Here is a 25,843-nt window from a genome sequence, read left to right as displayed (position 1 = left end):
CCAGCTTGGCATGTGCGGCAGGCCGCGCCCACCCGATTTCGATCAACGGCTCGGTTGCAATACTTAACCGAGCCGCAGGAGGCATCTTTCCTAACGGAATCAAACAAATATTTACCGCGCCCGACGACCATCCGGCAGTTGAACCTGAAGGAATGGTGCACCCATGTCTCTACTGTCCGAAGCCGGCAAGGCTCGTATCGGCCTCTATCTTCTGGACGGCGTCCAGGACGCGGACAGGGCCGCCCTGGCTCCGGTCGTCAGGTCGATCATCGACGAGGCGCTCGCCTTCAATCTCAGCTGGACGCCCACCAAAGCCACCGCGTTCCGGGCGTCCTTCGAGACGCATGGCGCGGCGCTGACGGCCAAGGCCAAGCACTATACGCTGCGTCTGTTCGAAGCGCCGCTGGATGGCGACTTCGAGACCGATAGTCTGGAAAGAGTGAAGTTCGAGCGGTCCTGCGGTTTCGACTTCCGCTACCGCGTGGCGCTGAAAAGCGCACTGATGAGCCATGGCATCGCGGCGATCGGCAAACGCTTCCGCTGGAATGGCGTCAAGGCGGCTCATTTCATCGACGTCTACACCCGCCTGCTGCAGCTCGATGCAGCGATGGCGATCGCTTTGCACGTGCAGATCGACGGGGAGGCGGCCAAGAGCACGGCCAGCCAGTCGGGCGACGTTCTGACCAACTTCGGCTCGACCATCGACAGGTTGCGCAACTCCATCAACACGGTTGCCAAGGACCTGGGGTCGACCACCGAGGCTCTGCAAAGCCTGTCCAGCCGGGTATCGAGCGACGTCAACAGCGCCACCCGCTCGTCGGAGGGTGCGAGCCATTCGATCGGTTCGACGGCGGCGACCACGGAGGAGCTGTCGGCGTCGATCGTCGAGATCGGCACGCAGGCCAGCGAGAGCGCCAGCCTGGCCGCGAAGGCCGTTTCCGAGACCATGGCCAGCCGCGAGGCAATCCTCTCGCTGGAAGAGACCGTGGAGCGTATCGGTTCCTTCGTCGGGCTGATCACCAACATTGCTTCCCAGACCAATCTTCTGGCGCTCAACGCCACCATCGAGGCTGCTCGCGCCGGCGAGGCCGGCAGGGGCTTTGCCGTCGTGGCGCAGGAAGTGAAGCAGCTGGCGTCGCAGACCGCCCAGGCCACCGACGAGATCGGCAAGCAGATCGGCCTCATCCAGGAGGCGACAAAGCGTTCGGCCGAGGTAACGGAGGAGACCGCCAAGGTGGTGGCGGCGATTTCCGAGAAGTCGCAGATGGTGTCGGAAGCGGTGGAAGCGCAATCGACGGCGACCCACGAGATTGCCGAGGCGACCAACAGCGCGGTGCGTCACTCCGGCAACATGACCGACGTGTTGCGCGCCATCGAGGCGGCGGTCAACGAAACCAGCGTCATGGCCGATCGCGTCCGGTCGATTTCCGAACTCTTGACCGGCCATACCGGCGAACTCGACAGGGCCGCCGAGGAAATCATCGGCGCGACTCGCGATCTCGGCAAGGTTCGCGAACTGAAGCTGCGCTGATCGGCCGTCAGTCCGGCTGGTCGGAGCTCCGCTGGAGCCGACCCAGATAGCTCTTCAGCAGAGTGTCGAGCATCGCCCGTTCCGGCTCCGACAGCGTCGATACCAGCCGGTGCTGGTTCTCGACATGGGCCGTCACGGCCTCGTCGATCAGGGCGAAACCCTTGTCGGTGAGCGACACGATCATGCCGCGCCGGTCGTCAGGGTTCTGGCGTCGTTCGACCAAGCCAGCCTTGGCCAATTGATCGATGCGGTTGGTCATGGTGCCGGAGCTGATCATCATCTGCTCCATCAACTCGCCCGGCGACAGGCTATGGGGCGGGCCTGACCGCCGCAGCGTCGCCAGCACGTCGAAGCCCGAACTGTTCAGGCCGAAGCGGGCGAATACCTCTTCCTGCCGGCGGGACAGCAGCTCCCGCAGCCGGCCCAGCCGCCCGATCAGCGCCATCGGCTCCACGTCGAGGTCGGGTCGCTCGCGGTTCCATTGGGCAATGATCTTGTCGACGCCATCCATGGGAGAAGTGTCATCACGGAATTATCTTGACGTCAAGATTTCTCCAATTATCTTGACGTCGAGATAAATGGAGTGACCCATGCACCGGCTGTCCGACGTCGTCCTCACCGCCTTGGCCCCTCTGATCTGGGGTAGCACCTATATCGTGACGGTCACCTTTCTGCCGGGGCTCGATCCGCTGCTGGTGTCGCTCCTCCGGGCGTTGCCGGCCGGCCTGCTGTTGCTACTGCTCACCCGGCAACTGCCGACCGGCGTCTGGTGGCCGCGCGTCTTCCTGCTCGGGGCGCTGAACTTCTCGTTCTTCTGGTGGATGCTGTTCATTGCTGCCTATCGGCTGCCGGGCGGCGTCGCCGCCACGGTGGGGGCAATCCAGCCGCTGGTCGTCGTGTTCCTGGCGCGTTTGCTGGTGGGAACGCCGATCATGTCGGTTTCCATCGCCGCTGCGGTGGGTGGCGCGCTCGGTGTCGGCCTTCTGATCCTGAAGCCAAGCGCCACGCTCGATGCGATGGGCATCATGGCAGGGCTGGCGGGTGCGCTTTCCATGGCGTTGGGCACCGTGCTGACGCGACGCTGGCAGCCGCCGGTGCCACTTCTGACCTTCACGGCCTGGCAGCTGACGGCCGGCGGCATCCTGCTGTTGCCGGCGTTGTTCTGGAACCTGCCGGCGCTTGCCGTCTTCACCACCGACAACCTGATCGGCGTCGCCTATCTCGGCCTGATCGGCGCCGGCCTCACCTATGTCCTGTGGTTCCGGGGCATCGCCCGGCTCAACCCCAACCTCGTGGCCCAACTCGGCTTCCTGAGCCCGGTGACGGCGGTGGCGCTCGGCTGGCTGTTCAGGGACGAGACGCTGTCGCTCGCGCAGTGGCTCGGCATCGCCCTGATCTTCGGCAGCATCCTCTTGGGGCAGAGGGGGATGAGGCGGAGGTAGGCAGGGTAGGAAGGCCAAGAGAGATCGGAGCGCGTCTTATGGAGTTGCGTCCTGAAGGAGGTCCTTTAGTTCGTCCGGCACCTCCCTGGCCGCCGTTTGCAACGCCTTCCAGGTGTCGGGTGGGTTCCCTTGTTCGAGCATGGCCTTGAACACTGCATATGGATCCGACCTGCTGCCTCTGGCTCTCAGGGTGGTCTCGTCATTCACCCAGGCGAACACAATGATGCGGCTGGCGCTGTCGTAACGGAAGAACAGCCTGAAGCGTTGTCCGAACTTTGCTCTGGACCAGTGGCGGTAGTCCGGCCCCATAGTGTTGCCGATCCGGTGATCCGTATGTCCAGGATCCTGAGGGATGACCTGCAGCACCAGTTTGGCGATGGACGCGAACACGCGGACGTTGGCGTTGGAACGAAAGCCTGTGGGGTCGGCGGCGCGCGCCCGTTTGACCGCGTCGGCCAGCGTCTTGATCTGGCCGAGCATCATGTCATGGAAAAGCAGTGTCCAGCCGTTGACGATCAAAGGCACACGTCACCTTCGATCGGCTCGTTCAGATCGACCTCGACGTCCTTGAGGGCGGACTGGAGGCTTTCAAGCAGATCGTCGGATAGCGTTCCGACATGGCCTTCCGTGGCAAGATCGTTGGCAATCAGGCGCAGGAAGGATTCTATGGCCGGATCGCTGTGCTCGGCTTCCACCTGTTCGATGGTGATACGACGGCCTTCCGCGCGGACGATGATTTGTCCGCCCTCGGCGACTCCCAGAAGTTGTCGCACGACGAGCGGGAGGGTTGTTTGTCCCTTCCTGGTCACCGCGCAGGTTTTCTCGATGACGGCGGGCGCGTTCATAACTCGTCTCCTTTGCCTTGGTCGGAAAGGTAGGGAATTCTCATTACCGCGTCAAGGATACAGAATATGCTCTTCGGCCCATCTCTACCTTCTTAGGTTAGGAAGGGTACGCTCTCGGCCGGCAGCTCCAGAATGAGGCCCCGACGCCGCTGTTCAGGCTGCTTCCTGGCTCAGGACGTCCAGCAGACTGGGGTCACGATCAAGCAGGCGTAGAAGGTTGCTCATCGCTTGACTGACCAGAACATCGCCGGCTTCGTATTTCTGGAAAGCGGCGGGGCCGCCGCCAAGCCGGGCCGAAGCGTCCCGCTGACTGAGTTTCAGCTTGCGGCGTATGCGTCTGACATCGGACGGCTCCAACAGCCCGCTGGCGCGCGCCTTCAGGACCGTCATCGCCCGATGATAGGCGGTCTGGCCGGCCTTGTCGAAGATGGCGTCTTCCTCGTCCTCACCATACCAGCCAGGCATGTCGACCGTCAGGCTGCGGCCGCCGAAGGTGAACGTCGTCGGGCGGACGCCAAAGGTCAGGGGACGACCCGTCTCGGGAGAAATCATGGTGTCCATGGCGCAACCCTCAAGTTTCATTCCTTCGCCTTGAACGACAAGAGGTGAAAGGCGGCGAGCTTACCGTCGGTGAACTTCACATAGACGACGCCGGCTGAGGACGGCACATGATAAACATCCTGCCATTGGCGAAGATCGAAGTTGGAGGTCGTCGACTTGTAGAAGTGACGCGCCTCCATTGTTCCGATCACCTGCCGGATATCGTCCATGTCGAAACCGAGATCGGCCGCCCCCGCAAGAGCAACTCGCGTAACGAAGAAGCCGTCAGCTGAGCTTGCCGCTCTCTTGAAAGCGGCCAAGTCGTGCGAAGGCTTTCGCTTATCGTTCATGACAATGAATATACCATAATGGTACCAAAATACACAACTCCCGGACACTGGGCATCCAACGGCCGACGTCCGAGTTAGGTCGATGGGACGATCGTTCCCTGGTGAAACAGCATCTGCCAGCGGCCATCGATCAGCTTCCAGATCGAGCTGCGAAGTGTGACTCTTGCCGCTGCTCCTCCGGGGAGATGGCGACTGCTTCGGTAGGTTACGAGGACAACATCGGACGCGATGGGACGGGCAGTGAAATCATGCACATCCGGCGCGAGGGCGGCCTCCGCGATGGACTCCTCGACCAATGCCTCGATGATCGAGGCCTTGTCGTAGACCCTGCCCGAACTGCCGAACTCGGTGAAGTCATCGGCAAGGAGGGCGTGTACGGTGTCCGGCGAGCGCCTGACCTCGGGGCGATGCAGCTTCTGTTCGAGGATGCGAAAGAAGTCTGCGTCGGGAACATCCTGCGCCATCTTCATCCTCTCGCCATGCCCCCAGGGGGGACTACTTCCCCCAGCGTCCCTTCTTCTTTCCCGCGACCGTGCCCGCCGCCGTGCTGGGCGGCGGGCGCTTGGGCGGTTCGCTGCCCATCGGTACTTCGGTGCGGCCGACGGTCATCTCGTCGAGGCTGTTCTTGCGGACGCGCGACGGCGGGGTGTTGGCGGACTTGCCGTATTTCTTGCCGCCCCCGAAGCCGCCGCCGGCGGCGTCGACGTCGCTCTGGCGGGCCATCGGGTCTTCGGCGATGGTCAGTTCGGCGGCCTGCAAGCGCTTCAGTTCGTCGCGCAGGCGGGCCGCTTCCTCGAACTCCAGGTCGGCGGCGGCCTTGCGCATCCGCTGTTCCAGGTCGGCCATGTAGGCCTTGAGGTTGTGGCCGATCAGTTCGCCTTCCTCGGCGAGGCCGGTGTCGACGCGGACGTGATCCTGCTCGTAGACCGAGTTCAAGACGTCGCCGATGGACCGCTTGACGCTCTCCGGCGTGATGCCGTGCTCGGTGTTGTAGGCCACCTGCTTCTCGCGGCGGCGGTTGGTCTCGGCGATGGCCCGCTCCATCGAACCGGTCATGTTGTCGGCGTAGAGGATGACCTTGCCGTCGACGTTACGCGCCGCTCTGCCGATGGTCTGGACCAGCGAGGTCTCCGACCGCAGGAAGCCTTCCTTGTCGGCGTCGAGAATGGCGACCAGCGCGCACTCGGGAATGTCGAGGCCTTCGCGCAACAGGTTGATGCCGACCAGCACGTCGAAGGCGCCGAGGCGCAGGTCGCGCAGGATCTCGATGCGCTCCAGTGTGTCGATGTCCGAGTGCATGTAGCGGACCTTCACGCCCTGCTCGTGCAGGTATTCGGTGAGATCCTCGGCCATGCGCTTGGTGAGCACGGTGACCAGCGTGCGGTAGCCGGCATTGGTCACCTGCCGCACTTCGCCGAGGAGATCGTCGACCTGGGTGCGGGCCGGGCGGATCTCCACCGGCGGGTCGATCAGGCCGGTGGGGCGGATCACCTGCTCGGCGAACACGCCGCCCGACTGGTCGAGCTCCCAGCCGCCGGGGGTGGCGGAGACGCAGACGGTCTGCGGCCGCATGGCGTCCCACTCCTCGAAGCGCAGCGGGCGGTTGTCCATGCAGGAGGGCAGGCGGAAGCCATATTCGGCCAGCGTCGCCTTGCGGCGGAAGTCGCCGCGATACATGGCGCCGATCTGCGGCACGGTGACGTGGCTTTCGTCGATGAAGACGAGGGCGTTGTCGGGCAGGTATTCGAACAGCGTCGGCGGTGGCTCGCCGGGCGCGCGTCCCGTCAGATAGCGCGAGTAATTCTCGATGCCGGCGCAAGCGCCGGTCGCCTCCATCATTTCCATGTCGAAGGTGCAGCGCTGTTCGAGGCGCTGTGCCTCGAGAAGACGACCGTGGGCGTTGAGCTCGACGAGGCGGTCGCGCAGCTCCGCCTTGATCGACTTGATGGCCTGGGCCAGCGTCGGCTTGGGCGTCACATAGTGCGAGTTGGCGTAGATCTTGACGAACTTCATGTCGGCCGACTTGTGGCCGGTCAGCGGATCGAACTCGGTGATCGCCTCTACCTCGTCGCCGAACAGCGAGATGCGCCAGGCGCGATCCTCCAAGTGGGCCGGGAAGACTTCGATGGTGTCGCCGCGCACCCGGAAGGTGCCGCGGGCGAAGCCGACGTCGGCGCGCTTGTATTGCAGCGCCACGAGGTCGGCGAGGAGCTGCCGCTGGTCGATGCGGTCGCCGACTTCCAGGCCGAAGGTCATGGCGGTGTAGGTCTCGACCGAGCCGATACCGTAGATGCAGGAGACCGAGGCGACGATGATGACGTCGTCGCGTTCGAGCAGGGCGCGCGTCGCCGAGTGGCGCATGCGGTCGATCTGCTCGTTGATGGTCGATTCCTTCTCGATATAGGTGTCGGTGCGCGGAACGTAGGCTTCCGGCTGGTAGTAGTCGTAGTAGGAGACGAAATACTCGACGGCGTTGTCCGGGAAGAAGCTCTTGAACTCGGAATAGAGCTGGGCGGCCAGCGTCTTGTTGGGCGCGAGGATCAGGGCGGGGCGGTTGGTGGCGGCGATGATGTTGGCCACCGTGAAGGTCTTGCCCGAGCCGGTGACGCCGAGCAGCACCTGCGTCTTGTCCTGCTGCTCGATGCCGGCGAGGAGGTCGGCGATGGCGGTGGGCTGGTCGCCCTTCGGCTCGTAGGCCGACGACAGCTTGAAGGTGATGCCGCCTTCCGATTTCGGTGGACGCTCCGGCCGGTGCGGCACCCAGGGCTGGCCGTCGCGGAAGATGTCGCGGCCCTTCTGGATCATCTCTTCCAGCGCCTTGACCGTGGCCGTGACGCCGCCGAGCGGCATCGCCTGCGCCTCTTCCATCGACACCGACATGCCGGCGACGGGATTGAGGCCACCGGCGGCGCGCACCTTGGGATCGGTGGAGCCGCCCAGCGAGCCGCCGCGCGACGACTTGCGCGACGTCAGCTCGGCCTTGGCCTTGCGCTTGCCCGGCTTGACGACGGTTTCCTCGACGACGCGCGACTCTGTTGGCTTGGGCTTTTCGGCGTCGTCGGAGACGTCCTTCAACCAGTCCGAGAAGGACCCCGTCATCGGCGTTCCCTCGAACGGCGCTTGCGGCATCTCGGAGAAACCGGGCGCCGGATCGGTGTCGGGGGTGGAGGCGGGCTTGCGGGGAGGCATGGGCGGACTCGTCGTTATCCTGAGCGAACGGAGACCTTATCACATCCACTGCGGTCAGAGCATGGCAGCAGGGCGACAGGTGCCGGCGCTTCGTCTACGATCTCCTTACGCTTCGCAAATGGAAGGCGATGCCCGGGCAAGCCGCTGGGCTGATCACCGAGCGAGACCTCCGGCGGTGACCGTCGCAGAGATCGACGCGGATGCGAGAGCGGGCCTTGCGCAAACTCCTGTCGAAGCGGCTGCGCAAGATGACGCTGCTCTATGGTCCGATACACCTTGCCCGCCGCGCCTTCGACTGAAGGCCGGGGCCGTCAGTCGTTGCGGCAAACGCCGTTCACCCACTTGCAGGGCGCGCCGGGCTTGCCGACGGCGCTGCCATATTTCGGCTTGGCGTCGGCCGGCGCCGCCGGCTGGGCGGAACTGGCGGACGATTGGCCGGTCGCGCCGGTTTGTGGCGTGGTGGACGGCTGGGTGACGGTGGGCGGGGGCGTCGAAGGTTGAGTTGCCGGCGGGGTGCTGGCAACCACCGGCGGCGCGGTCTGGACGCGCGGCTTTGACGGGTAGACGCCGACGTCCGGCTGGGGCAGGTCCGGCATCGGCGGGGCGGCCACCACCGGTGGCCGGTAGACGTAGCCCGGCGGCGGCTCGATGTAGACCTCGCCCTGATAGACATCCGGTGGCGCCCATTCCGGCTCGCGGTAGACGGGTGGCGGATTGGTGTAGACCTGCGGTTCGCGATAGATCGGTGGCGGCGTCAGAACCGGTGGCCGCAGGATGCGTCGTTCGGGCGACCAGTTGCGAACGGTGCCGAGATACCGCGAGGCTATCCAGCCTCGCGTCCGACCGTAGCCGACGTCACACCAGTTCTCATCGTCGAGACAGCCGTAGATCTCGACCGGTGCGCCGGGCGGCAGCACCATGATGGCATAGTATTGCGCGCCCGGGCCGGTGCGGAGATTGACGGCGGCCAGCACTTCGGCCGGCGCGGCCAGCGCGCCGGTCGTCGAGGAGATCAGGCAGGCCAGGCCGAGCATCGTGGCCAGACGTCGCATCCTCATCGTGTTCCATCCTCGATCATGGCGTGGCCCATTGCGAGCCACGATCGCTCAACCTGTTTCAGCGGCCCCAGTCCCGACGATCCCAATCGCGATGGTCGCGATCGCGGCGCCAGTCGGGAGCGGGACGTTCCTGACGCGGACGATGTTGATACCACGGACGATGGGCATAGTGGTTGTCCCAATAGCCGAAATTGAAGGTCAGGAACGGCACCGAGGAATTGGGGCGCGGACGATAGGCTGGGCCGCGGTAGAAGGTGGAGAGGTAGCGCGACGATACCCAGCCGCGTTCGCGACCGTAGGAGACATCGCACCAGGTGTAGCCCTGCAGGCAGCCGTAGAGCTTCACCGGCGCACCGGCCGGCAGCACGAGGATCGGGTAATACTGGGTTCCTGGACCGGCTCGAAGGTTGACGTTGGCGGTCACACGGGCGGACGCGGCGGAGGCAACCGACGGCGCCGCGATGGTCGCGGCGGCAAGCACGGCAATCGTCAGCAAGGGCTTCAACATGGCTTCACTCCTCTTGTCGGGCGGGTCGACGGGTGCTCCTCGGCAAGTCAAGTCGACCGGACATTCAATGGTCAACCTTATGCCATCCTTGCCTTGAGCCTGCGCTGAACTGGCCGTTCATGGGCCGTTCATGTCCGCCGCGACGCTCGGTCCGCAATCTGGGGCGCAGATGCGGCGGCAGTGGGACCATCGGCCGGCAATGGCGAATTTCCTTGCCGGCGGGGCGGCATGTGATCTAGCTCTCGCGCCATGAACTACCGCCACGCCTTTCATGCCGGAAACTTTGCCGACGTGCTGAAGCACGCCGTGCTCGCCCGCATCCTCGTCTATCTCGGTCGCAAGGATGCCGGCTACCACGTCATCGACAGCCATGCCGGCATCGGCCTCTATGATCTCGCCGCCGACGAGGCGCTCAGGACAGGCGAATGGGAGGGCGGCGTCGGCCGCATCCGGGCGGCCCGCCTGTCGCCGGCGCTCGGCGATTGGCTCGCCCCCTGGCAAGCGGCCCTCCGCGCCGTCAACGGCGGGGATGACCTTCTCGTCTATCCCGGCTCGCCAGTCATCGCCACGGCGCTCGGCCGTCTGCAGGATCGCTATCACTTCAACGAGCTGCATCCGCAGGACGCGGAAACGCTCTCCGCGCTCTTCGCGGGCGACCGGCGGGTGCGCGTCGTCTCGGAGGATGGCTACATCACCGTCCGCGCCCAGTTGCCGCCGCGCGAACGGCGCGGCGTCGTGGTGATCGACCCGCCTTTCGAGGAGCCCGGCGAGTTCGATCGCCTTTTGCGCGCGGTTCATGACGCCCACAAGCGCTTCGCGACCGGCTGCCTTCTGATCTGGTATCCGATCAAGGATATCGCCGCCGTCGACGCCTTCCTGAAAGGGGCGGCCGAGGTGGGCTATCCGCGCCTCGTCGCCATCGAGCAATGGGTGCGCGAGCCCCGTGGCGACGGGCCGCTCTCCGGCGCCGGCGTGCTCTGCGCCAATCCGCCCTTCATGCTGGCCGACGAGACCGAGGCGATCCTGCCGGAGCTGATCCGTCTTCTCGCCGTGGACGAGGGCGCCGGCGGCCGTGTGCTGAGGCTCGCCGAGGACAGCTGACGGCGAGGGGGCGGAGCGCTCCACTCCGCGCGCCAAGGGTGCGCGAGCGAGGGAAGGCCATGCTCTGCTGCGAGGACGCGCCCCTTGCGTCCTTGCGAGAGGGGCGCCAACCCCCGGATTTCCGCGAAAAGCGGTAAGAATTTCTCAATGCGCAGGGAATATAAGCAGTCGGACGAAGTGGGAAAGTCGCGTTGTCCTGCCGGCGAATGGAGTTCGCTTCGGCAGGCGTGGCTTGGCTGGCGTTCGCTTTGGCGGCGCCTCCGACTGGCAGGAACAGTCGAGCCGCCGGAACCTCCGGGGCCATCCTGTTCAACGGAAGGTCGCGGACAGGGGACACGATCCTGAACCTTTGCGGCCTTCGAGACGACCCGCTGTGTCTTGGGCACGGCCGGGTCCGCCGAACCATGCGCCACGCAAACACTATCGGGAAAGCGGTCAGATGGGACGATCTCGTGTTGGCATCCAGCTCATGGGCGAGCCCCAGGCGGAGATCGACGCCTGCCTCGCGGAGTTGCTGTCGCAAGGGTTCGACGCGCACAGGACAGTCCCGGGGGCTCGCGAACTCGCCAGGGCCGGACGGCAGGACATTCTGGTCTTCGCCGGCAGGTACCGACCGGACGACCATGTTCCCGCCCGCCTTGCCGATCTCGTCGGCCCCATGAGGTCGCGAACGATCCTGTTCCTCGCCGGCATGGACCCGCGCCGTTTCATCGCCTTCGAGCAGGCGGGCTTTTCCTTCATCAACATCACCACCGACATGAGCGTGAAAAGCCTCGTCGGCCTGATCGCCCAGGTCGATCCGCACGCGGTCTATCTGGCGTCCAAGACGGCGGCCTTGCGGGCGTCGGTGTCGAACGGCATCGCCGGGGCCGTCGTCGACCTGTTCGATCGCCTCCGGGCCAATCCCGTGGCGCCGGCCCTCGAGGAGGCGGCGTCCCAGCGCCGGGCGATGACCGAGCTGATCGGCAAGTCGCCGATGTCGGTCTGGATCGACCTGATCCAGAACTATCACGACGGCACCGCCCAGCATTGCGCGCTCGTCTCCGGCTACACGCTCGCCTTTGCCCGGGCGCTCGGCGTCGGCGAGCGGCAGACCGGTCGCCTGTTCGACGCCGCCTTTTTCCACGACGTGGGCAAGGCGATGACGCCGCTGGAGATCCTCGACAAGCCGGGCGCGCTTGACGCGACCGAATGGGAGATCATGAAGCGGCATGCCGCCCATGGCTACGACATCCTCTCCCGCGACGCGCAGACCGGCGGCGAGATCGCCCGCGTCGCCCGAGATCATCACGAGTATCTCGATGGCTCCGGCTACCCGAGGGGTATCCGCGCCGGAGAGATCGACGACATCACCCGCATCATCACCATCTGCGACATCTTCGCGGCCCTGACCGAAAAACGCTCCTACAAGCCGCCGAAGCCGGCCGACGAAGCCTATTCGATCCTCCAGTCGATGGCCGGCGCGAAGCTCGACGCGGATTTGGTGCGCGAGTTCGAGAAGGTGGCCGCCGAATGCGACGGCGGCCACAGGCCCGTCCTGTCGGCCGCCTGACGGGCGAGGCGCGAGACGCGGGAAAGGTTTGTCGGTTCGACCGGGAAAAAGACGATGCTGAACCTCAGGGCGCTCATTGTGGACGACTCCGCGATCGTCCGCACTCAATTGCGGAACGAGATCCGGGAAATCGTGCCGGATTGCCACGTCTTCGAGGTCGAAAGCGTCCTCGAGGCGGGCCGGTTCCTGTTGCGCGGCGTGCCCGACGTCCTGTTCCTCGACCTCAACATGCCCAACATCAACGGCATCGAACTCTTGAAGAAGTTCGATTCCGTGCTCGGCGGGCGCCGTCCCCCCATCGTGGTCTCCATTTCCACCGACATGCGGCAGGCTACGCTGGACGCGCTGAAGGCGCGTGGCGCCTATGCGCTGTTGCCCAAGCCTTTCGACAAGTCGAAGGTGGCGATGATGCTGCTGCGCGTCGTCAAGATGGTCCAGTCGCGTCGCGTGCTGATCGTCGACGACAGCGCGACCGTTCGCTCGGTGGTCAAACGCATTATCAAGCACAGCCGGTTCAAGCTTGACGTCGAGGAAGCCGCCAATGGCGCCGATGCGATCCGCCAGTTCCGGATCGGTGGTTTCGATCTTGCCTTCATCGACGTCGAAATGCCGGGCATCGACGGCCTCGAGGCGGCCGGCGAGATCCTGTACTCGTCGGTCGACGCGCATGTGGTGCTGATGTCCGGCAAGGACGACGAGGCGATCCGCCGCGCAGCGTCCCACATCGGCGTGGACTTCTTCCTCAAGAAGCCCTTCTACGCCCGGGATGTGGATGAGGTCCTGCACAGCCTCTACAGCGTGGCCGAAACGGAGTTCGTCACGATGCGGGAGCCCGACGTGTTCGAGGAACCGGAGACCAACATTCTCTATCTGCCGTGATCTCGACGGAAGCGGGACGGCGTTGTCGTCCGCAAAGCCTGCGTCCAGCTTCGCACGAGCTAGCTGGTCAAAGACTGCGCAATAGCACTTGGTCTAGCCAGATTAAGAACTCCTCTACCAGCTTTTGCTAAAATACCGCTCTTCGCCAAGGAGCCGAAATGAACCGCCTGACCGTAAGCCTCACGCTGAGAATAATCATCGCCGGCCTCGTCGCCGGCATTCTGATCCAGTTGGGGATCGGCGCCTGGACTTCTTGGCAGAGCGCCCGGACGGCGGCCCGCATCGAAACGGTTTCTCGCGCCACGACGCAGATGTTCCAGGCTTTGCCGAACCTCAGGATCGATCGCAGCAGCACCGTCCGGGCCATCAAGGCCGAGGGCGCGCTGGATGGTTTCGTCAAGCAGCTCAGCGACGCGCGAGGCGCCGAGATGCCGGCCATCGAGGCGGCGATCGCCACGCTCGAAGGCTCCGACCTGTCCGACGGGGCGCAGCTCGCCAGGTCGCTTCGCGGCGCCGTCGACGCGCTCAAGGCGCTTCAGGCCAAGACCGAGGACGCCTTCAGGCAGGACAAGGCCAGCCGTCAGGCTTCGCTTGCCGATGATTACACCAAGGCCGCCACGGCGATGATCGACCAGCTGTCGGCCACCTCGTCGCGGATCGCCGAGGAGGTTCGGCTGGCCGACGGGCTGATCGACCGGCTGCTCGACATCAAGGCGCTGGCCTGGGTGATGCGCAACGCGGCCGGTGAGGCGTCCGGCCTGACCGCCAACGCCCTCGGGCCGATCGGGACTCCCGAGGACGCCCTGGAAACCTACTTCACCCACATGGCTTCCGCCCAGGTGGCGTGGCAGTCCATCAAGGACATGTCCTCAGGCGTCGACCTGCCGCCCACCTTCGCCGAGGCGGTCGCCGCCGCCGATCGCGACTATTTCAGCTCGGGCGCCATCGAGAGGCAAACCAAGCTCATCGAAACGGTCATCGCCGGCAAGAAGGCCGATACCGATACGTTGGGCTGGAGCACCTATAACGCGCCGCGGCTGACGTCATTGCTCAATGTCGCCAACGTCGCGCTCGCCATTGCCGAAACCAACGCTGTCGAGACCAACACCAAGGCGACCCTGTCGCTCTGGATGAACCTCGGCCTGTTCGTCGGCGCGCTGGCGCTGGCCATCGGCGTCGCCGTCCTGGTGCAGCGGCGCATCATTCATCCGCTCGGCGTCATCGGCGATCGCATGATGGCGCTGTCGAGGGGCGAGTTCTCGATCGAGGCGCCCTATACGGAGCGCAACGACGAGATCGGTGCGCTCGGCAGGACCATGGCGGTGTTCCGCGACAGCATGCAGGAGACCGAGCGGCTGCGCGCCGAACGGGCCGACCAGGAGCGTCACGAACAGGAGCGCCGCGCCGCCGACATGAACGCGCTGGCGCTGCGCTTCGACGAGGCGGTCGGCGATATCGTCGACATGGTTGCCTCCGCGTCCACGGAGTTGCAGATGTCGGCGAAGTCGCTGACGGCGCTGGCCGACTCCACGCAGGACCAGTCGGCGTCGGTAGCTGCCGCCGCCGAGCAGGCATCGGCCAACGTTGCCTCGGTGGCGTCGGCGACCGAGGAGCTGTCGTCGTCGGTGTCGGAGATCGCCCGGCAAGTGGAAAAGTCGTCGGATATCGCCTCGAAGGCGGTGAACGAGGCCGAGCACACCAACGACATGGTCAAGGGGCTGGCGGCGGCGGCCGAGAAGATCGGCGCAGTGGTTGAGCTGATCAGCAATATCGCCGGTCAGACCAACCTTCTGGCGCTCAACGCGACCATCGAGGCGGCGCGGGCCGGCGAGGCCGGCAAGGGCTTCGCCGTGGTCGCGGCCGAGGTCAAGCAACTGGCCGACCAGACCGCCAAGGCGACGGCCGAGATCGGTGCGCAGATCGGCGCCATACAATCGGCGACGACTGAGGCGGCGACGGCCATTCACGGCATTGGCTCTACCATCGAGACCATGAACGAGATCTCCAAGTCGATCACCGGCGCGGTTGAGGGGCAGAACGCCGCCACGGTGGAGATCGCCCGCAACGTCCAGGAAGCCTCGATCGGCACGGGTACGGTGTCGCAGTCCATCACGTCCGTCACCATGGCGGCCAGCGAATCGAGCAGCGCCGCGACGCAGGTGCTGGCTTCGGCATCCGAACTCAGCAAGAATGCCGAGCGGTTGAGGCACGAACTGGCAACCTTCCTCGGCTCGATCCGGGCCGCTTGAGGCGTAGTGGCGCCCATCCCGGCGCGATGCGGCATCGGACCGAACCCATGTTCCCGGCGGGCATCGACTGCCGGGAAGCAGGGGCTGTGTGCAGGATTCAGAAACATCTGCGTGTGTTGAGGACGTATCTCAGTTCTTTGAATCTACGCATTTTCTTTGAGCGAAGCGGCATCTGCTCCGCTCAAGATTGCATTATGATCTCCTTCCGAACCGAAAGCGTGACGCACCTAACCGGGTGTCGGAGGAGACCCTTCCAGTGGCTGACGACCAGAAGCACTTTCGAGCCGTGTCGAGCATCACCTTCGGCGTTGCCGACCTTCCCCGCGCCCGCGCCTTCTACGACGCTTTGGGCTTCGTGGCCGACCCGGCATCGAACGACGAGTATGTGATCTACGCGCTCGAGAATCTGAAGCTTTCGCTCTTTCCAAGAGCGTTGTTGGCCAAGGATGCCGAAGTCGCCGACGACGGTCATGGCTTCGACGGCATCACCTTCGCGCACGACTATCCGTCGGCGGAAGCCGTCGACGCGGCGATGTCCCATGCGCTCGCGGCGGGGGCGGTTCTGCGCCGGCCGGCCCGGACGGTGTTCTGGGGCGGCTACTCGGCTTTCGTTGCCGACCCCGACGGTCATCTCTGGGAACTGGTCTACAACCCGTTCCTTTAGCAAGGTCAATCGAGGCGGCAGCGTCTGCCTCGGTCATTGGCGCGAAGGCCGAGTTCCCGGCGGGTTCCGGCGGAGGGCTTGCGAGAGGCTGATCCTCAATGAAGCGCCGGTCTGAAAAATCAGATCGACAAGCGAGCGGTCGCAGGTATTCTCTTGCTCGAATCCGCCCTCTGTTCGGGCATTCGGCCCGATGGACGCCCTGTCTCGACACCCGAGGACCGATCATGCGCCTTGCCTTCGCCTTGCTCGCGCTTTCAAGCTCCACCGTGATGGCCGCCGCCGGGGGGCTTCCGGTTTGCGATGACGCCTCGGTCCTTTCCACTCTTTCGAGTCGCCAGGCCTGGGCCGAGGCCCATACCTGGAAGGACGGCGTCACCATCGCCGCACTCGATCGGATCGGCGAACGACGTCTGGTGACCGAAGGCTTCAGCGCCATCGATCGGCGCTATTGCGCCGCCCGCGCCGAACTCACCTCGGCTCGGCCGACGACGCTCTACTATGTGGTTTCGGCCGGCGAGGGCTTCGCCGGTTACGGCTGGAACGTCGAGTTCTGCCTGTCCGGCCATGACCCCTACAAGGTCTACGGCGCCGACTGCAAGGTTCTGAAGTGACGAGGCTCGCCCGGCTGTTGGTTCTCCTTGCCGCGGTCTGGCCGGTCGCCGCGCTTGCCGCCGATCGCCCCGGGCGTTTCGATTTCTACGTGCTGTCGCTCAGCTGGTCGCCAAGCTATTGCGAGGCCGAGGGCGGTGCGCGCGACGACGCGCAATGCGAGAGCGGCCGTCGCTACGGCTTCCTGGTGCATGGCCTCTGGCCGCAATACGAACGCGGCTATCCGGCCGATTGTCCGACGCGCCTTGCGCCGGATCGGACGGATATCCGAGCCATTGCCGACCTGATGACGGCGCCCGGTCTCGTCCGCCACGAGTGGCGCAAGCATGGGTCCTGTTCAGGTCTTTCGCCGACCGACTACTTCAAGACCGTTCGGGCGGCTCGCGAGGCTGTTCGCATTCCGGCCGCTTTTCGGCGGCTCGACACCTATGTGATGGTCTCCCCCGCCGAGGTGGAGGCGGCCTTCCTTGCGGCCAATCCCGGACTCCGGCCCGGCGGCGTTTCCGTCGTCTGCGATGGGCGTCGCCTCAGGGAAGTGCGCGTCTGCCTGACGCGCGGCCTCGGCTTTCGCGCCTGCGAGGAGGTCGACAGGCGGGCCTGCCGCGCCAGCCGGGTGGTGTTGCCGCCGATCAGGTGAGGCGCGAGGCGCTATCGGCCTCGTTCGCGCGGGGCAGCCACGCGGTTGCCTTTTCCGGTGGGCCATGGCAGTAACCTAAGCGTTCACACGGACCCGCCTCGCGGGTGGCTCTTCCGGCCGCCGATCCGCCGGATAATCTCTCACGACACGCGCGACCCACTCGCCTTTCCAAGGCGTGGCGTGGCCTGTCGTCTCGGGACGCGAAGATCCAATGACCTTGTTCGAGACCCTCCGGAAGGAATGGCTGTCCAATATTCGCGGCGACATCCTCGCGGGCATCGTCGTCGCACTTGCCCTCATTCCGGAAGCCATCGGATTCTCGGTCATTGCCGGCGTCGATCCCAAGATCGGCCTCTATGCCTCATTTGCGATCGCGGTGACGTCGGCCATCGTCGGCGGCCGGCCCGGCATGATCTCGGCGGCGACGGCAGCCACGGCCGTGCTGATGGTGGATCTCGTCCGCGACCATGGTCTGCAATACCTGTTGGCGGCGACCATCCTGATGGGCGTCCTCCAGATCGTGGCGGGCTTTCTGAAGCTCGGCTTGCTGATGCGCTATGTCTCGAAGTCGGTGATGACCGGCTTCGTCAACGCGCTGGCCATCCTGATCTTCATGGCCCAGCTTCCCGAACTCATCGGCGTTGCGCCGGTGACCTACGTCCTGGTCGTCGCCGGCCTTGCCGTGATCTATCTCTTTCCCTACGTCACCAAGGCCATTCCGAGCCCGCTCGTCGCCATCGTTCTGGTGACCGGCGCGGTCCTGACGCTGGGAATCGATGTGCGGACGGTTGGCGATCTCGGCGAACTGCCGTCCTCGTTGCCGACCTTCCTGATCCCGCAGGTGCCGTTCAACCTGGAAACGCTGAGGATCATCCTGCCCTACTCGGTGGCGCTGGCGGCGGTGGGGCTTCTGGAATCGCTGTTGACGGCGGCGATCGTCGACGACCTCACCGATACCCCGAGCAACAAGAACCGCGAGTGCGGCGGCCAGGGCGTCGCCAACATCGTCAGCGGCTTTCTCGGCGGCATGGGCGGCTGCGCCATGATCGGCCAGTCGGTGATCAACGTGAAGTCGGGTGGCCGAGGACGCCTCTCCGGCCTCGTCGCCGGCGGCTTCCTGCTGTTCCTGATCGTCGTGCTCGGCCCCTGGGTCAGCCAGATCCCGATGGCCGCGCTGGTGGCGGTGATGATCATGGTGTCGGTCGGCACCTTCTCCTGGAGCTCGATCCGCAACATGCGGCAGTACCCGCCGTCGGCGTCCATCGTGATGGTCGCGACCGTGGTGGTGGTGGTCTACACGCATGATCTCGCCCAGGGCGTCCTCGTCGGCGTGCTGCTGTCCGGCATCTTCTTTGCCTCCAACGTCGCCCGCGTGTTCGCGGTGTCCTCCTCGCTGTCACCGGATGGCCGGACACGCACCTATGTCGTTCACGGACAGCTGTTCTTTGCCTCGTCCGACGCCTTCGTCGCCGCGCTCGACTTCAAGGAGGTGGTGGAACGGGTGGTGATCGACGTCAGCCATGCCCACCTCTGGGACGTTTCGGCGATCGCGGCGCTCGACAAGGTGGTCATCAAGTTCCGCCGCGAGGGGGCGGAGGTGGAGGTTCTCGGCCTCAACGAGGCGAGCGCGACCATGGTGGACCGCTTCGCGATCCACAACGACCCGGACGCCGTCGACAAGGTAATTTGAAAACAGGTAGATAGATCGGAAGGCAGGGCACGCGACCCGGCCACAGGGAGGGACGAATGACCAAGGTACTCGCCTGCGTGGACGTGTCGGTCTATGCGATCAGCGTTGCGGATCACGCGGCCTGGGCGGCCCGACGGATGGACGCTTCGGTGTCGATCCTGCACGTCATCGGCCGGAAGGAGCGGGGCGACCTGCTCGACCTATCCGGCGCTCTTGGGGTGGACGCCAACGCGCAGCTTCTCGACAGTCTGGCGAGGATCGACGAGGAGAGCGCCAAGCTCGCCCAGGAGCGAGGGCGCGCGCTTCTCGACACGAGCCGGGCGCGCTTGACCGAGCAGGGCGTCGCCGAGGTGAACGTCAAGTTCCGACACGGCTCCTTCGTCGACACCGTCGCCGAGTGCGAGGAGGATGTGTCGCTGATCGTCATCGGCAAGCGAGGCGCCAGCGCCGACTTCGCCCAGATGCATATCGGCAGCAATCTCGAACGGGTGGTTCGATCCGCCAAGCGGCCGATCCTCGTCGCCTCGCGCGAGTGGAAGGGCATTTCCCGAGTGCTCCTGGCCTATGACGGCGGCCCCAGCGCCAGGAAGGCGCTGGAGTACATGGCGTCGAAGCCGTTGTTTGGCGGTCTGGAGGTCCATGTGGTGACGGTCGGAGACGATACGCCGGCCAACCGTCAGCGGCTGGAGGATGCCACGCGGGTGCTCGGCGATCGCGGGGAGGCCGTGGTCTCGAAGCTCATACCCGGCGACCCGACGAAGGCCATCGGCGACTATGTCCGGGCCGAAGGCATCGATCTTCTCGCCATCGGCGCCTATGGCCATTCGGCGGTGCGAAACCTGCTGGTCGGCAGCACGACGTCGGCCATGATCCGCACCTGCCTGATCCCGTTGATGCTGTTCCGCTGACGACTTTACCATGCCCCAAGGGGCGCGGTGCGATGCCGGATGGCGTGTTCGCCAGCATGCAACCGTCTGGTCCGGCAGACTGTTTCGGTATCGCGGCTTTTCCGATGTGGCTCGCCACGCGCCAATGTCCCTCGTTGCCCGTGAATGCGGTGCCTTCCGGCTTTAGGACCGAAGGGGGTGTTCAGACTGCCTTTCGGACCGCCCATATGTGTGCAATGGTCCAGGTCGGGAGAGGCGCCTCTCGTTCGGATCCGGATGAGGCGATTGGGGGAGACATGTCGCGGCAGTCGGTTTTTGCAGTAGCGTTCCTGGCACTGGTTCTCGGCATGGCGGCCGATGCGTCGGCGGCGGTTTCCAAGCGGTTCGGCTCCGTTTCGATCGCCTGTGACGAAGCCCGGCATTGCGCCGCCAGCGTGCAGGCGGCCAACCAGGACAAGGCCAGCGTCGTCGTGCTCCAGCGTTCGCCGGAGAGCCGGGCGCGGTGGACGGTGTCGATCTCGACGCTGGGCGTGCTGGCAGACCGCAACCGGCCGGTGGCGGTCTCCGTCGACAACGGCGTCGACATCACGCTCTACCCCGGCTCGGACTACGCGCCCTTCGTCCATCCTTCCGACTACTACATCGTGTCGCCCGCCGCGCTCGGGCGGCTGATGCTGCAGATCCAGCGCGGTCACATGCTGCGCTTTTCGTTCATCGACATCGCCGGCAAGGCGCATACGGACCGCTTCCCGCTCGACGGGTTGGCGGACGCCCTCAACGAGATCGACCGCCAGCAGGGGCGCATTCCCGGCGACCGCCGGGCCGGGCCGCCGGAAGACCTGCCGGAAGCGCCGGATGTCGATGCCGGAGCCCATCTCTCGGCGGCTGGTGTCCCACCTCGTCTTCTGGAGCTGCATCTGGCCTCGGCCGCCTGCGAAAAGCCCGACGCGGCCGATATCGCCGCCGCGGAGCCGCTGATCGCGCCGCTTGGCGAGACGGCGATGCTCTATGTCATCCCCTGCTATCGCAGCTCTTCGGGACTCGCCTCCCGCCTCTACACAATCGATCGGGGCGAGATCGGCGGCATCAATCCGCTCCTCTTCGCCGGCTTTTCCGACCGGCTTGGCTGGTATGGCGTCGACGTGCTGTTCGATGTCGCCTATGACGCGGCGAGCCTGAGCCTGCAAGCCAGTGGCGCCGATGACAACGGTTGCGCCTTCAAGGCCGGCTGGACCTTTACCGATACCGCTTTCCGTCTCGACCGTCTTTCGGCCGCCACCAGCTGCGGCGACGCCGCGTCCGGCTGGAGGGATGTCTATCCGGCGCGTTGATTTGTATGGGTTTTTGCCATGGCAGACATGATTTTGCGTTGCAGCCTGACGTCACCCTTCGGCCGCAAGCCTCGCCTTGCCGCCGCCGTTCTTGGCCTTTCCGAGCGGATTGAAGTGACGCCGGCCGACACGTTCGACGACAACGACAGCCTGAGGGCGCAGAACCCGCTCGGCAAGGTGCCGACGCTGGTGCTCGCCGATGGGGCGACCCTCTACGACAGCCGCGTCATCCTCGAGTATTTCGACCATCTCGCCGGTGGCGGCCGCCTCATTCCGATCGAGCCGGAGGCGCGTTTCGCCGCGCTGAAGCTGCAGGCGCTCGGCGACGGCATTCTCGATGCCGGCGTGCTCCGGCGGCTCGAAACCCTGTTCCGCGACGAGCCCTCGTGGTCGCAGCGCTGGCTCGGCTATCAGAGCGGCAAGATGAACCGCGCCCTCGACGCGCTGGACCTGGCGCCGCCGTCGGATACGGAGATTCTGGTGGGCGAGATCGCCGTCGCCTGCGGTCTCGGCTTCATCGATTTCCGCCTCGGCGACGACTGGCGGGCCGGCCGGCCGCGCCTTGCCGAGTGGTTCGAGCGCTTCGCCGCCCGCTGTCCCGGCTTTGTCGAGACGTCTCCGCGTTGAGGCTTGTCAGTCTTCGGAGCTGATCCCCATCAGGTCGCGTAGGCGATCGAGCGGCAACGCGTCGACGTGGCGGCCCTTCTTGCCGCTCATCGGTCTGGCGGCGCACATGGCGTTCAGCACCGCCTCGTCGACGGCTTCGACCGCCGCCAGGAACAGCGGGTCGAGGAGATCGTTGGAGATCGCCTCGAAGCCGAGTCTTGCCGGCTCCGGCAACGGGCCGGGATCGTTGGCGGTGGAGAAGGCGAGGAAGATGTCGCCCGAGCTGTTGCCCGATGGCGTGCCGGCGCGGCCGATGCCGATGGCGGCGCGGCGGGCCAGCCGCTCGATCTGGGTCGGGATGAGCGGTGCGTCGGTGGCGATGACGACGATGATCGAGCCGCGCTCGCGCTCATGGACGCGGTTTTCGGGCAGTGCCGCGCCGACCGGCTGACCGCACACCGTCAGCCAGGGGCGAAGGCCGTGGTTGGCCTGCACCAGCGCGCCCAGCGTATAGTCCTTGCCGGCCAGCGGGATCTTGCGCGAGGCGGTGCCGGTGCCGCCCTTGAACTCGTAGGCGATCATGCCGGTGCCGCCGCCCACCGAGCCCTCGGCGACCGGGCCGCCCGTTGCGCCGTCGATGGCGGCGAGGACATGGCGTTCGGTGACATGCAGGCCGGCGATGTCGTTGAGGTAGCCGTCATAGGTTTCGGCGGCCACTGGCAGCACCCAGAGATTCTCCCCCACCTTGTCCGGGAAGTGCTCGACCATCCAGCGGACGGTGGCGTGATGGGCGAGGCCGACGGAGAAGGTGTTGGTGATGGTGATCGGCCCGGTGAACCAGCCGGCTTCCTTGATCCAGTGCACGCCGGTCATCTCGCCATTGCCGTTCATCGAGAAGGCGCCGGCCCAGACCGGATTGAGAAGATCGGCCGGCGGACGCGGCAACACGGCGGTGACGCCGGTGCGGATGGAGGCGTCGTCGTCGATGATCGTCGTCAGTCCCACCGAGACGCCGGGCACGTCGGTGATGGCGTTGAGCGGGCCGGGCGTGCCGGGAAGCGGCAAGCCGAGCGCCCTTGCGCGCCGAGGGGAGGGGGGAACGCTGGTGCGAGGGGACTTGGAATCATTGACCATAAGGTGTTCTGCCTAGTTGAGCGGCAGGCGCGGTGCCGAGCGCCTAAATGTTACTCTTGTACCTAATCATATCGATGTTAGAAAAATAACTCAACAACGGATGCACCGCAAAGCGAGGACACCCCTGCCGATGGTCACCCAGCCCCTCAGAGAGTCTGCCCGGAAGGCGGTCGACGGCGCGTCGGTCATCGAGATCGAGCGCATTTCCAAGCGCTTTCGGTCGGCTGAGGGCGCCGAGGTAACCGCGCTCGACGAGGTCAGCCTGAAGATTTCCGCCGGCCGCTTCACCACGCTGCTCGGGCCTTCGGGTTGCGGCAAGACGACGCTGCTCCGGGCCATCGCCGGTTTCGAGGACCCGGACGCCGGTCGTATCCTGCTGGGGGGCGCCGATATCACGCGCACGCCGCCTTTTGAGCGGCCGGTGAACACCGTCTTCCAGCATTACGCGCTGTTCCCGCATCTCTCCGTCGAGGAGAATGTCGCCTATGGTCTGGAGGTGACCGGCGTCGCCCGCTCGACCATCCGGCCCCGCGTCGCGGAGGCGCTGGAGCTGGTCCGGCTCGGCGGTCTTGGCAACCGGCGCATCGCCCAACTGTCGGGCGGCCAGCAGCAGCGCGTGGCGCTGGCCCGGTCGCTTGTCCTGCAGCCGGAAGTGCTCCTGCTCGACGAGCCGATGGCGGCGCTCGACCGCAACCTGCGCAAGGAGATGCAGGTCGAGCTGAAGCGCCTTCAGAACGAAGTGAAGATCGCCTTCCTCTGCGTCACCCACGACCAGGAGGAAGCGCTGTCGATGAGCGATACCGTCGTGGTGATGAACCGGGGCCGCGTCGAACAGATCGGCAGCCCGCGCGACATCTACGAGCGGCCGGCGAGCCGCTTTGTCGCCGGTTTCGTCGGCGATGCCGCGCTGATCGACGGCACGGTCACGGGCGCGGACGCCTCCGGTGCCGCGCTCGCGCTTGCCGATGGCTCGGTGATCCAGACGCGCAAGGCCGATCTCGCGGCGGGCTCGCCCGCCACCGCCGTGTTACGGCCGGATCGGCTGACCCTTCTGGCCGACGGGCGCGAAGCGCCGCACGTTCTGACCGGACAGGTGCGCAGCGCCATCTATCTCGGCGACAAGATCCGCCTCGACGCCGATGTCGCCGGCTGCGGCGTCGTGGTGCTCTGCAACGGGGCGGCCGAGGTTCCCGCCGCCGGGGCGACGGTGCGTCTCGCCTACGATCCGGCCGACGTGCAGGTGGTGACGCAATGAGCGCCACCCCTCCCATCAGCCGCGCCGAACGGCGGCGTCGCCAAAGCGGACTTGCGCTTCTCACCCCCAGCGCGCTGCTGCTCGCCTGCCTGTTTCTTGTGCCGCTCGGCCTCGTGACCGTCTACTCGGTGATGACGCGCGGCACCTATGGCGGCGTCGTCTGGCAGATCGATTTCGATTCCTATGCCCGGATCTTCGGCCTGCCGAACGAAGACGAGCTGCGCGACTGGGACTTCATCTATTACGGCGTGTTCCTGCGCACCGCCGTCATCGCCGGGCTGACGGCGCTCATCGCGCTCGTGGTCGGCTATCCGGCCGCCTGGTTCATCGCCCGGGCGCCGCGCCGCCGCCGGTCGGCGCTGCTTCTGCTCATAACGCTGCCGTTCTTCGTCAACGCGCTGGTGCGCATCTACGCCTGGATGCTGATCCTGAGGAGCGACGGCCTTGCCAACAATATCCTGCTCTGGCTCGGCCTGATCAAGGAACCGCTGACGCTGATCTACACACCCGGCGCCATCATCCTCTCCATGGTCTACCAGTATCTGCCCTTCATGGTGTTGCCGCTCTATGCCTCCATCGAGAAGCTCGATCCGCGTCTCGTCGAGGCGTCCTTCGATCTCGGCGCCGCCCGCTTAACCACCTTCCGCCGGGTGATCGTGCCGCTCACCTGGCCGGGCATCGCCGCCGGGCTGGTCCTGACCTTCGTGCCGGCCTTCGGCAATTTCATCGCTCCGACGCTGATCGGCGGCTCCAAGCAGCTTCAGGTCGGAACCCTGCTCGCCCAGGCCTTCCTGTCGGCGCGCGACTGGCCGTTCGGCGCGGCGGTGTCGACCATCCTCGGCGTCATCGTGCTCGTCGCGCTGATCTTCATGGTGCGCAGCGACAGGGGCGCGGCCGGAAAGGGGGCGCGGTCATGAGTACTTCACGCTGGAGCCGCAACGGTCGCGGCCTTCTGTCCCTGCATGTCGCGCTGTTCTTCGTCTTCCTCTACCTGCCGATCGCCATGCTGGTGGTCTACTCGTTCAACGCCAACGACGTGTCGATGATGACCTGGACGGGCTTCACCTTCGACTGGTACGCGCGCGTGTTCGAGAATCTCGGCCTCGTTTCGGCCGATCAGACCCAGATCGCCGCCGGCAACGCCCAGCTCTACTCCGATCCCAATCTGGCGCCGGCGGTGATCAACAGCCTGATCGTCGGCTTCGCCTCCGCCTCGATCGCCACCATCGTCGGCACGCTGACGGCCATCGGCCTCGACCGGGCGGTGTTTCCCGGCAAGGAGGTCTATCGCGGCCTCGTCATGCTGCCGATCATCATCCCCGACATCGTGCTCGGCATCGCGCTTCTGGTGTTCCTGTCGTCGGTCGGCCTGCCGCTGGGGCGGGGCTCGGTGATCGCCGCCCACACGCTGTTCCTCACCTCCTATGTCACGGTGGTGGTCGGGGCCCGTCTTGCCGGCATGGATCGCAGCCTCGACGAAGCCTCGGCCGACCTCGGCGCCACGCCGTCGGTAACCTTCCGCCGGGTGACGCTGCCACTGCTCGCGCCGTCGATTGCCGGCGGCTTCCTGCTGTCGCTGGTCATCTCCTTCGATGACCTCGTCATCGCCTTCTTCACCACCGGCGTCGGGGCGACGACGCTGCCGATCTACCTGTTCAGCGCCATCAAGCGGAACGTGTCGCCAGAGATCAATGCCGTGTCGGTGCTGATCGTCGCCATGTCCATGCTCTGCGTCGTCATCGCCCTCATCCTGAGGCGAGACAACCGTGGCGCCAGCCTTTGACCC

General features: G+C 65.6%; 26 protein-coding genes and 1 other annotated feature. Of the genes, 16 read left to right on the top strand and 10 right to left on the bottom strand.

Going from position 1 to position 25,843, the window contains the following annotated elements:
- The first annotated feature begins 163 nt into the window (after nt 1–163).
- On the top strand, nt 164–1,531 hold the full coding sequence (locus M4J40_RS08735) for a methyl-accepting chemotaxis protein (protein WP_251753709.1): 1,368 nt from the start codon (nt 164–166) through the stop codon (nt 1,529–1,531).
- Nucleotides 1,532–1,538: 7 nt separating this feature from the next.
- Here the strand turns inward: M4J40_RS08735 and M4J40_RS08730 are convergent, their stop codons facing one another.
- Complete coding sequence (locus M4J40_RS08730) at nt 1,539–2,042, bottom strand: MarR family winged helix-turn-helix transcriptional regulator (protein WP_251753708.1); 504 nt, start codon at nt 2,040–2,042, stop codon at nt 1,539–1,541.
- Nucleotides 2,043–2,121: 79 nt separating this feature from the next.
- On the opposite strand from M4J40_RS08730, the gene M4J40_RS08725 reads away from it, so the two are divergent.
- Nucleotides 2,122–2,973: an EamA family transporter gene (locus tag M4J40_RS08725; RefSeq protein WP_251753707.1), complete on the top strand. Its 852-nt coding sequence runs from the start codon at nt 2,122–2,124 to the stop codon at nt 2,971–2,973.
- A 36-nt stretch (nt 2,974–3,009) separates the two neighbouring features.
- On the opposite strand, the gene M4J40_RS08720 is transcribed toward M4J40_RS08725, so the two are convergent.
- From M4J40_RS08720 to M4J40_RS08685, 8 genes are all read right to left on the bottom strand, one after another.
- Complete coding sequence (locus tag M4J40_RS08720; RefSeq protein WP_251753706.1) at nt 3,010–3,492, bottom strand: type II toxin-antitoxin system YhaV family toxin; 483 nt, start codon at nt 3,490–3,492, stop codon at nt 3,010–3,012.
- Nucleotides 3,489–3,818 (bottom strand): type II toxin-antitoxin system PrlF family antitoxin, encoded by a 330-nt coding sequence (locus M4J40_RS08715; RefSeq protein WP_251753705.1) that lies wholly within the window; start codon nt 3,816–3,818, stop codon nt 3,489–3,491. The genes M4J40_RS08720 and M4J40_RS08715 overlap by 4 nt, the downstream gene beginning before the upstream one ends.
- Nucleotides 3,819–3,971: 153 nt before the next feature.
- Nucleotides 3,972–4,400: a type II toxin-antitoxin system MqsA family antitoxin gene (locus M4J40_RS08710; protein ID WP_251753704.1), complete on the bottom strand. Its 429-nt coding sequence runs from the start codon at nt 4,398–4,400 to the stop codon at nt 3,972–3,974.
- On the bottom strand, nt 4,397–4,708 hold the full coding sequence (locus tag M4J40_RS08705; protein ID WP_251753703.1) for a type II toxin-antitoxin system MqsR family toxin: 312 nt from the start codon (nt 4,706–4,708) through the stop codon (nt 4,397–4,399). The genes M4J40_RS08710 and M4J40_RS08705 overlap by 4 nt, the downstream gene beginning before the upstream one ends.
- A 74-nt stretch (nt 4,709–4,782) precedes the next feature.
- Entirely contained in the window at nt 4,783–5,172 is a 390-nt protein-coding gene (locus tag M4J40_RS08700; RefSeq protein ID WP_251753702.1) for a DUF4440 domain-containing protein, read from the bottom strand.
- A 31-nt stretch (nt 5,173–5,203) separates the two neighbouring features.
- Nucleotides 5,204–7,897 carry an excinuclease ABC subunit UvrB gene (gene uvrB, locus M4J40_RS08695; RefSeq protein ID WP_251753701.1) on the bottom strand — a complete coding sequence of 898 codons (2,694 nt, stop codon included), beginning with the start codon at nt 7,895–7,897 and terminating at the stop codon, nt 5,204–5,206.
- A 311-nt stretch (nt 7,898–8,208) separates the two neighbouring features.
- A complete protein-coding gene (locus M4J40_RS08690; protein WP_251753700.1) occupies nt 8,209–8,955 on the bottom strand; it encodes an SH3 domain-containing protein in 747 nt (248 codons plus the stop codon).
- Nucleotides 8,956–9,013: 58 nt separating this feature from the next.
- Nucleotides 9,014–9,463, bottom strand: a complete 450-nt coding sequence (locus M4J40_RS08685) for an SH3 domain-containing protein (RefSeq protein ID WP_251753699.1) — start codon at nt 9,461–9,463, stop codon at nt 9,014–9,016.
- Between the two features lie 249 nt (nt 9,464–9,712).
- Between M4J40_RS08685 and M4J40_RS08680 the strand changes: the two genes are divergently transcribed.
- The 11 genes from M4J40_RS08680 (at nt 9,713) to M4J40_RS08630 (ending at nt 21,689) form a co-directional block, all read left to right on the top strand.
- Entirely contained in the window at nt 9,713–10,564 is an 852-nt protein-coding gene (locus M4J40_RS08680) for a 23S rRNA (adenine(2030)-N(6))-methyltransferase RlmJ (RefSeq protein ID WP_251753698.1), read from the top strand.
- A gap of 439 nt (nt 10,565–11,003) precedes the next feature.
- A complete protein-coding gene (locus tag M4J40_RS08675; RefSeq protein WP_251753697.1) occupies nt 11,004–12,116 on the top strand; it encodes an HD-GYP domain-containing protein in 1,113 nt (370 codons plus the stop codon).
- A gap of 54 nt (nt 12,117–12,170) precedes the next feature.
- A complete protein-coding gene (locus M4J40_RS08670) occupies nt 12,171–12,995 on the top strand; it encodes a response regulator (protein WP_251753696.1) in 825 nt (274 codons plus the stop codon).
- Nucleotides 12,996–13,153: 158 nt separating this feature from the next.
- Nucleotides 13,154–15,244, top strand: coding sequence for a methyl-accepting chemotaxis protein (locus M4J40_RS08665; protein WP_251753695.1), 2,091 nt, complete (start codon nt 13,154–13,156; stop codon nt 15,242–15,244).
- A gap of 256 nt (nt 15,245–15,500) precedes the next feature.
- The gene (locus M4J40_RS08660; RefSeq protein WP_251753694.1) at nt 15,501–15,908 is read left to right on the top strand and encodes a VOC family protein; all 408 of its coding nucleotides are present in this window, start codon (nt 15,501–15,503) and stop codon (nt 15,906–15,908) included.
- A gap of 224 nt (nt 15,909–16,132) precedes the next feature.
- Nucleotides 16,133–16,519 carry a hypothetical protein gene (locus tag M4J40_RS08655; RefSeq protein WP_251753693.1) on the top strand — a complete coding sequence of 129 codons (387 nt, stop codon included), beginning with the start codon at nt 16,133–16,135 and terminating at the stop codon, nt 16,517–16,519.
- Nucleotides 16,501–17,154 carry a ribonuclease T2 family protein gene (locus M4J40_RS08650; RefSeq protein ID WP_405030739.1) on the top strand — a complete coding sequence of 218 codons (654 nt, stop codon included), beginning with the start codon at nt 16,501–16,503 and terminating at the stop codon, nt 17,152–17,154. The genes M4J40_RS08655 and M4J40_RS08650 overlap by 19 nt, the downstream gene beginning before the upstream one ends.
- Before the next feature lie 86 nt (nt 17,155–17,240).
- Nucleotides 17,241–17,292, top strand: a sequence feature (sul1 is cis-regulatory element that is thought to sense ions involved in sulfur or methionine metabolism; They are found in Alphaproteobacteria).
- A 73-nt stretch (nt 17,293–17,365) separates the two neighbouring features.
- On the top strand, nt 17,366–18,844 hold the full coding sequence (locus tag M4J40_RS08645; RefSeq protein ID WP_251753691.1) for a SulP family inorganic anion transporter: 1,479 nt from the start codon (nt 17,366–17,368) through the stop codon (nt 18,842–18,844).
- Between the two features lie 56 nt (nt 18,845–18,900).
- A complete protein-coding gene (locus tag M4J40_RS08640) occupies nt 18,901–19,752 on the top strand; it encodes a universal stress protein (RefSeq protein WP_251753690.1) in 852 nt (283 codons plus the stop codon).
- A gap of 275 nt (nt 19,753–20,027) precedes the next feature.
- Nucleotides 20,028–21,062 carry a DUF1176 domain-containing protein gene (locus M4J40_RS08635; RefSeq protein ID WP_251753689.1) on the top strand — a complete coding sequence of 345 codons (1,035 nt, stop codon included), beginning with the start codon at nt 20,028–20,030 and terminating at the stop codon, nt 21,060–21,062.
- 18 nt (nt 21,063–21,080) lie between these two features.
- Nucleotides 21,081–21,689 (top strand): glutathione S-transferase family protein, encoded by a 609-nt coding sequence (locus M4J40_RS08630; RefSeq protein WP_311134089.1) that lies wholly within the window; start codon nt 21,081–21,083, stop codon nt 21,687–21,689.
- Between the two features lie 6 nt (nt 21,690–21,695).
- On the opposite strand, the gene M4J40_RS08625 is transcribed toward M4J40_RS08630, so the two are convergent.
- Nucleotides 21,696–22,802, bottom strand: coding sequence for a P1 family peptidase (locus M4J40_RS08625; protein ID WP_251753688.1), 1,107 nt, complete (start codon nt 22,800–22,802; stop codon nt 21,696–21,698).
- 130 nt (nt 22,803–22,932) lie between these two features.
- On the opposite strand from M4J40_RS08625, the gene M4J40_RS08620 reads away from it, so the two are divergent.
- From M4J40_RS08620 to M4J40_RS08610, 3 genes are read left to right on the top strand one after another with little or no spacing between them, the layout of a single operon-like run.
- A complete protein-coding gene (locus tag M4J40_RS08620) occupies nt 22,933–24,057 on the top strand; it encodes an ABC transporter ATP-binding protein (protein WP_251753687.1) in 1,125 nt (374 codons plus the stop codon).
- Nucleotides 24,054–24,974 carry an ABC transporter permease gene (locus tag M4J40_RS08615; RefSeq protein ID WP_251753686.1) on the top strand — a complete coding sequence of 307 codons (921 nt, stop codon included), beginning with the start codon at nt 24,054–24,056 and terminating at the stop codon, nt 24,972–24,974. The genes M4J40_RS08620 and M4J40_RS08615 overlap by 4 nt, the downstream gene beginning before the upstream one ends.
- Entirely contained in the window at nt 24,971–25,840 is an 870-nt protein-coding gene (locus M4J40_RS08610) for an ABC transporter permease (protein WP_251753685.1), read from the top strand. The genes M4J40_RS08615 and M4J40_RS08610 overlap by 4 nt, the downstream gene beginning before the upstream one ends.
- Nucleotides 25,841–25,843 lie beyond the last annotated feature (3 nt).

Source organism: Pleomorphomonas sp. JP5 (assembly GCF_023721815.1).
Classification (GTDB): Bacteria; Pseudomonadota; Alphaproteobacteria; order Rhizobiales; family Pleomorphomonadaceae; genus Pleomorphomonas.
The sequence above is the reverse complement of the archived record's forward strand: the minus strand, read 5'-3'. Positions and strand labels throughout refer to the sequence as shown.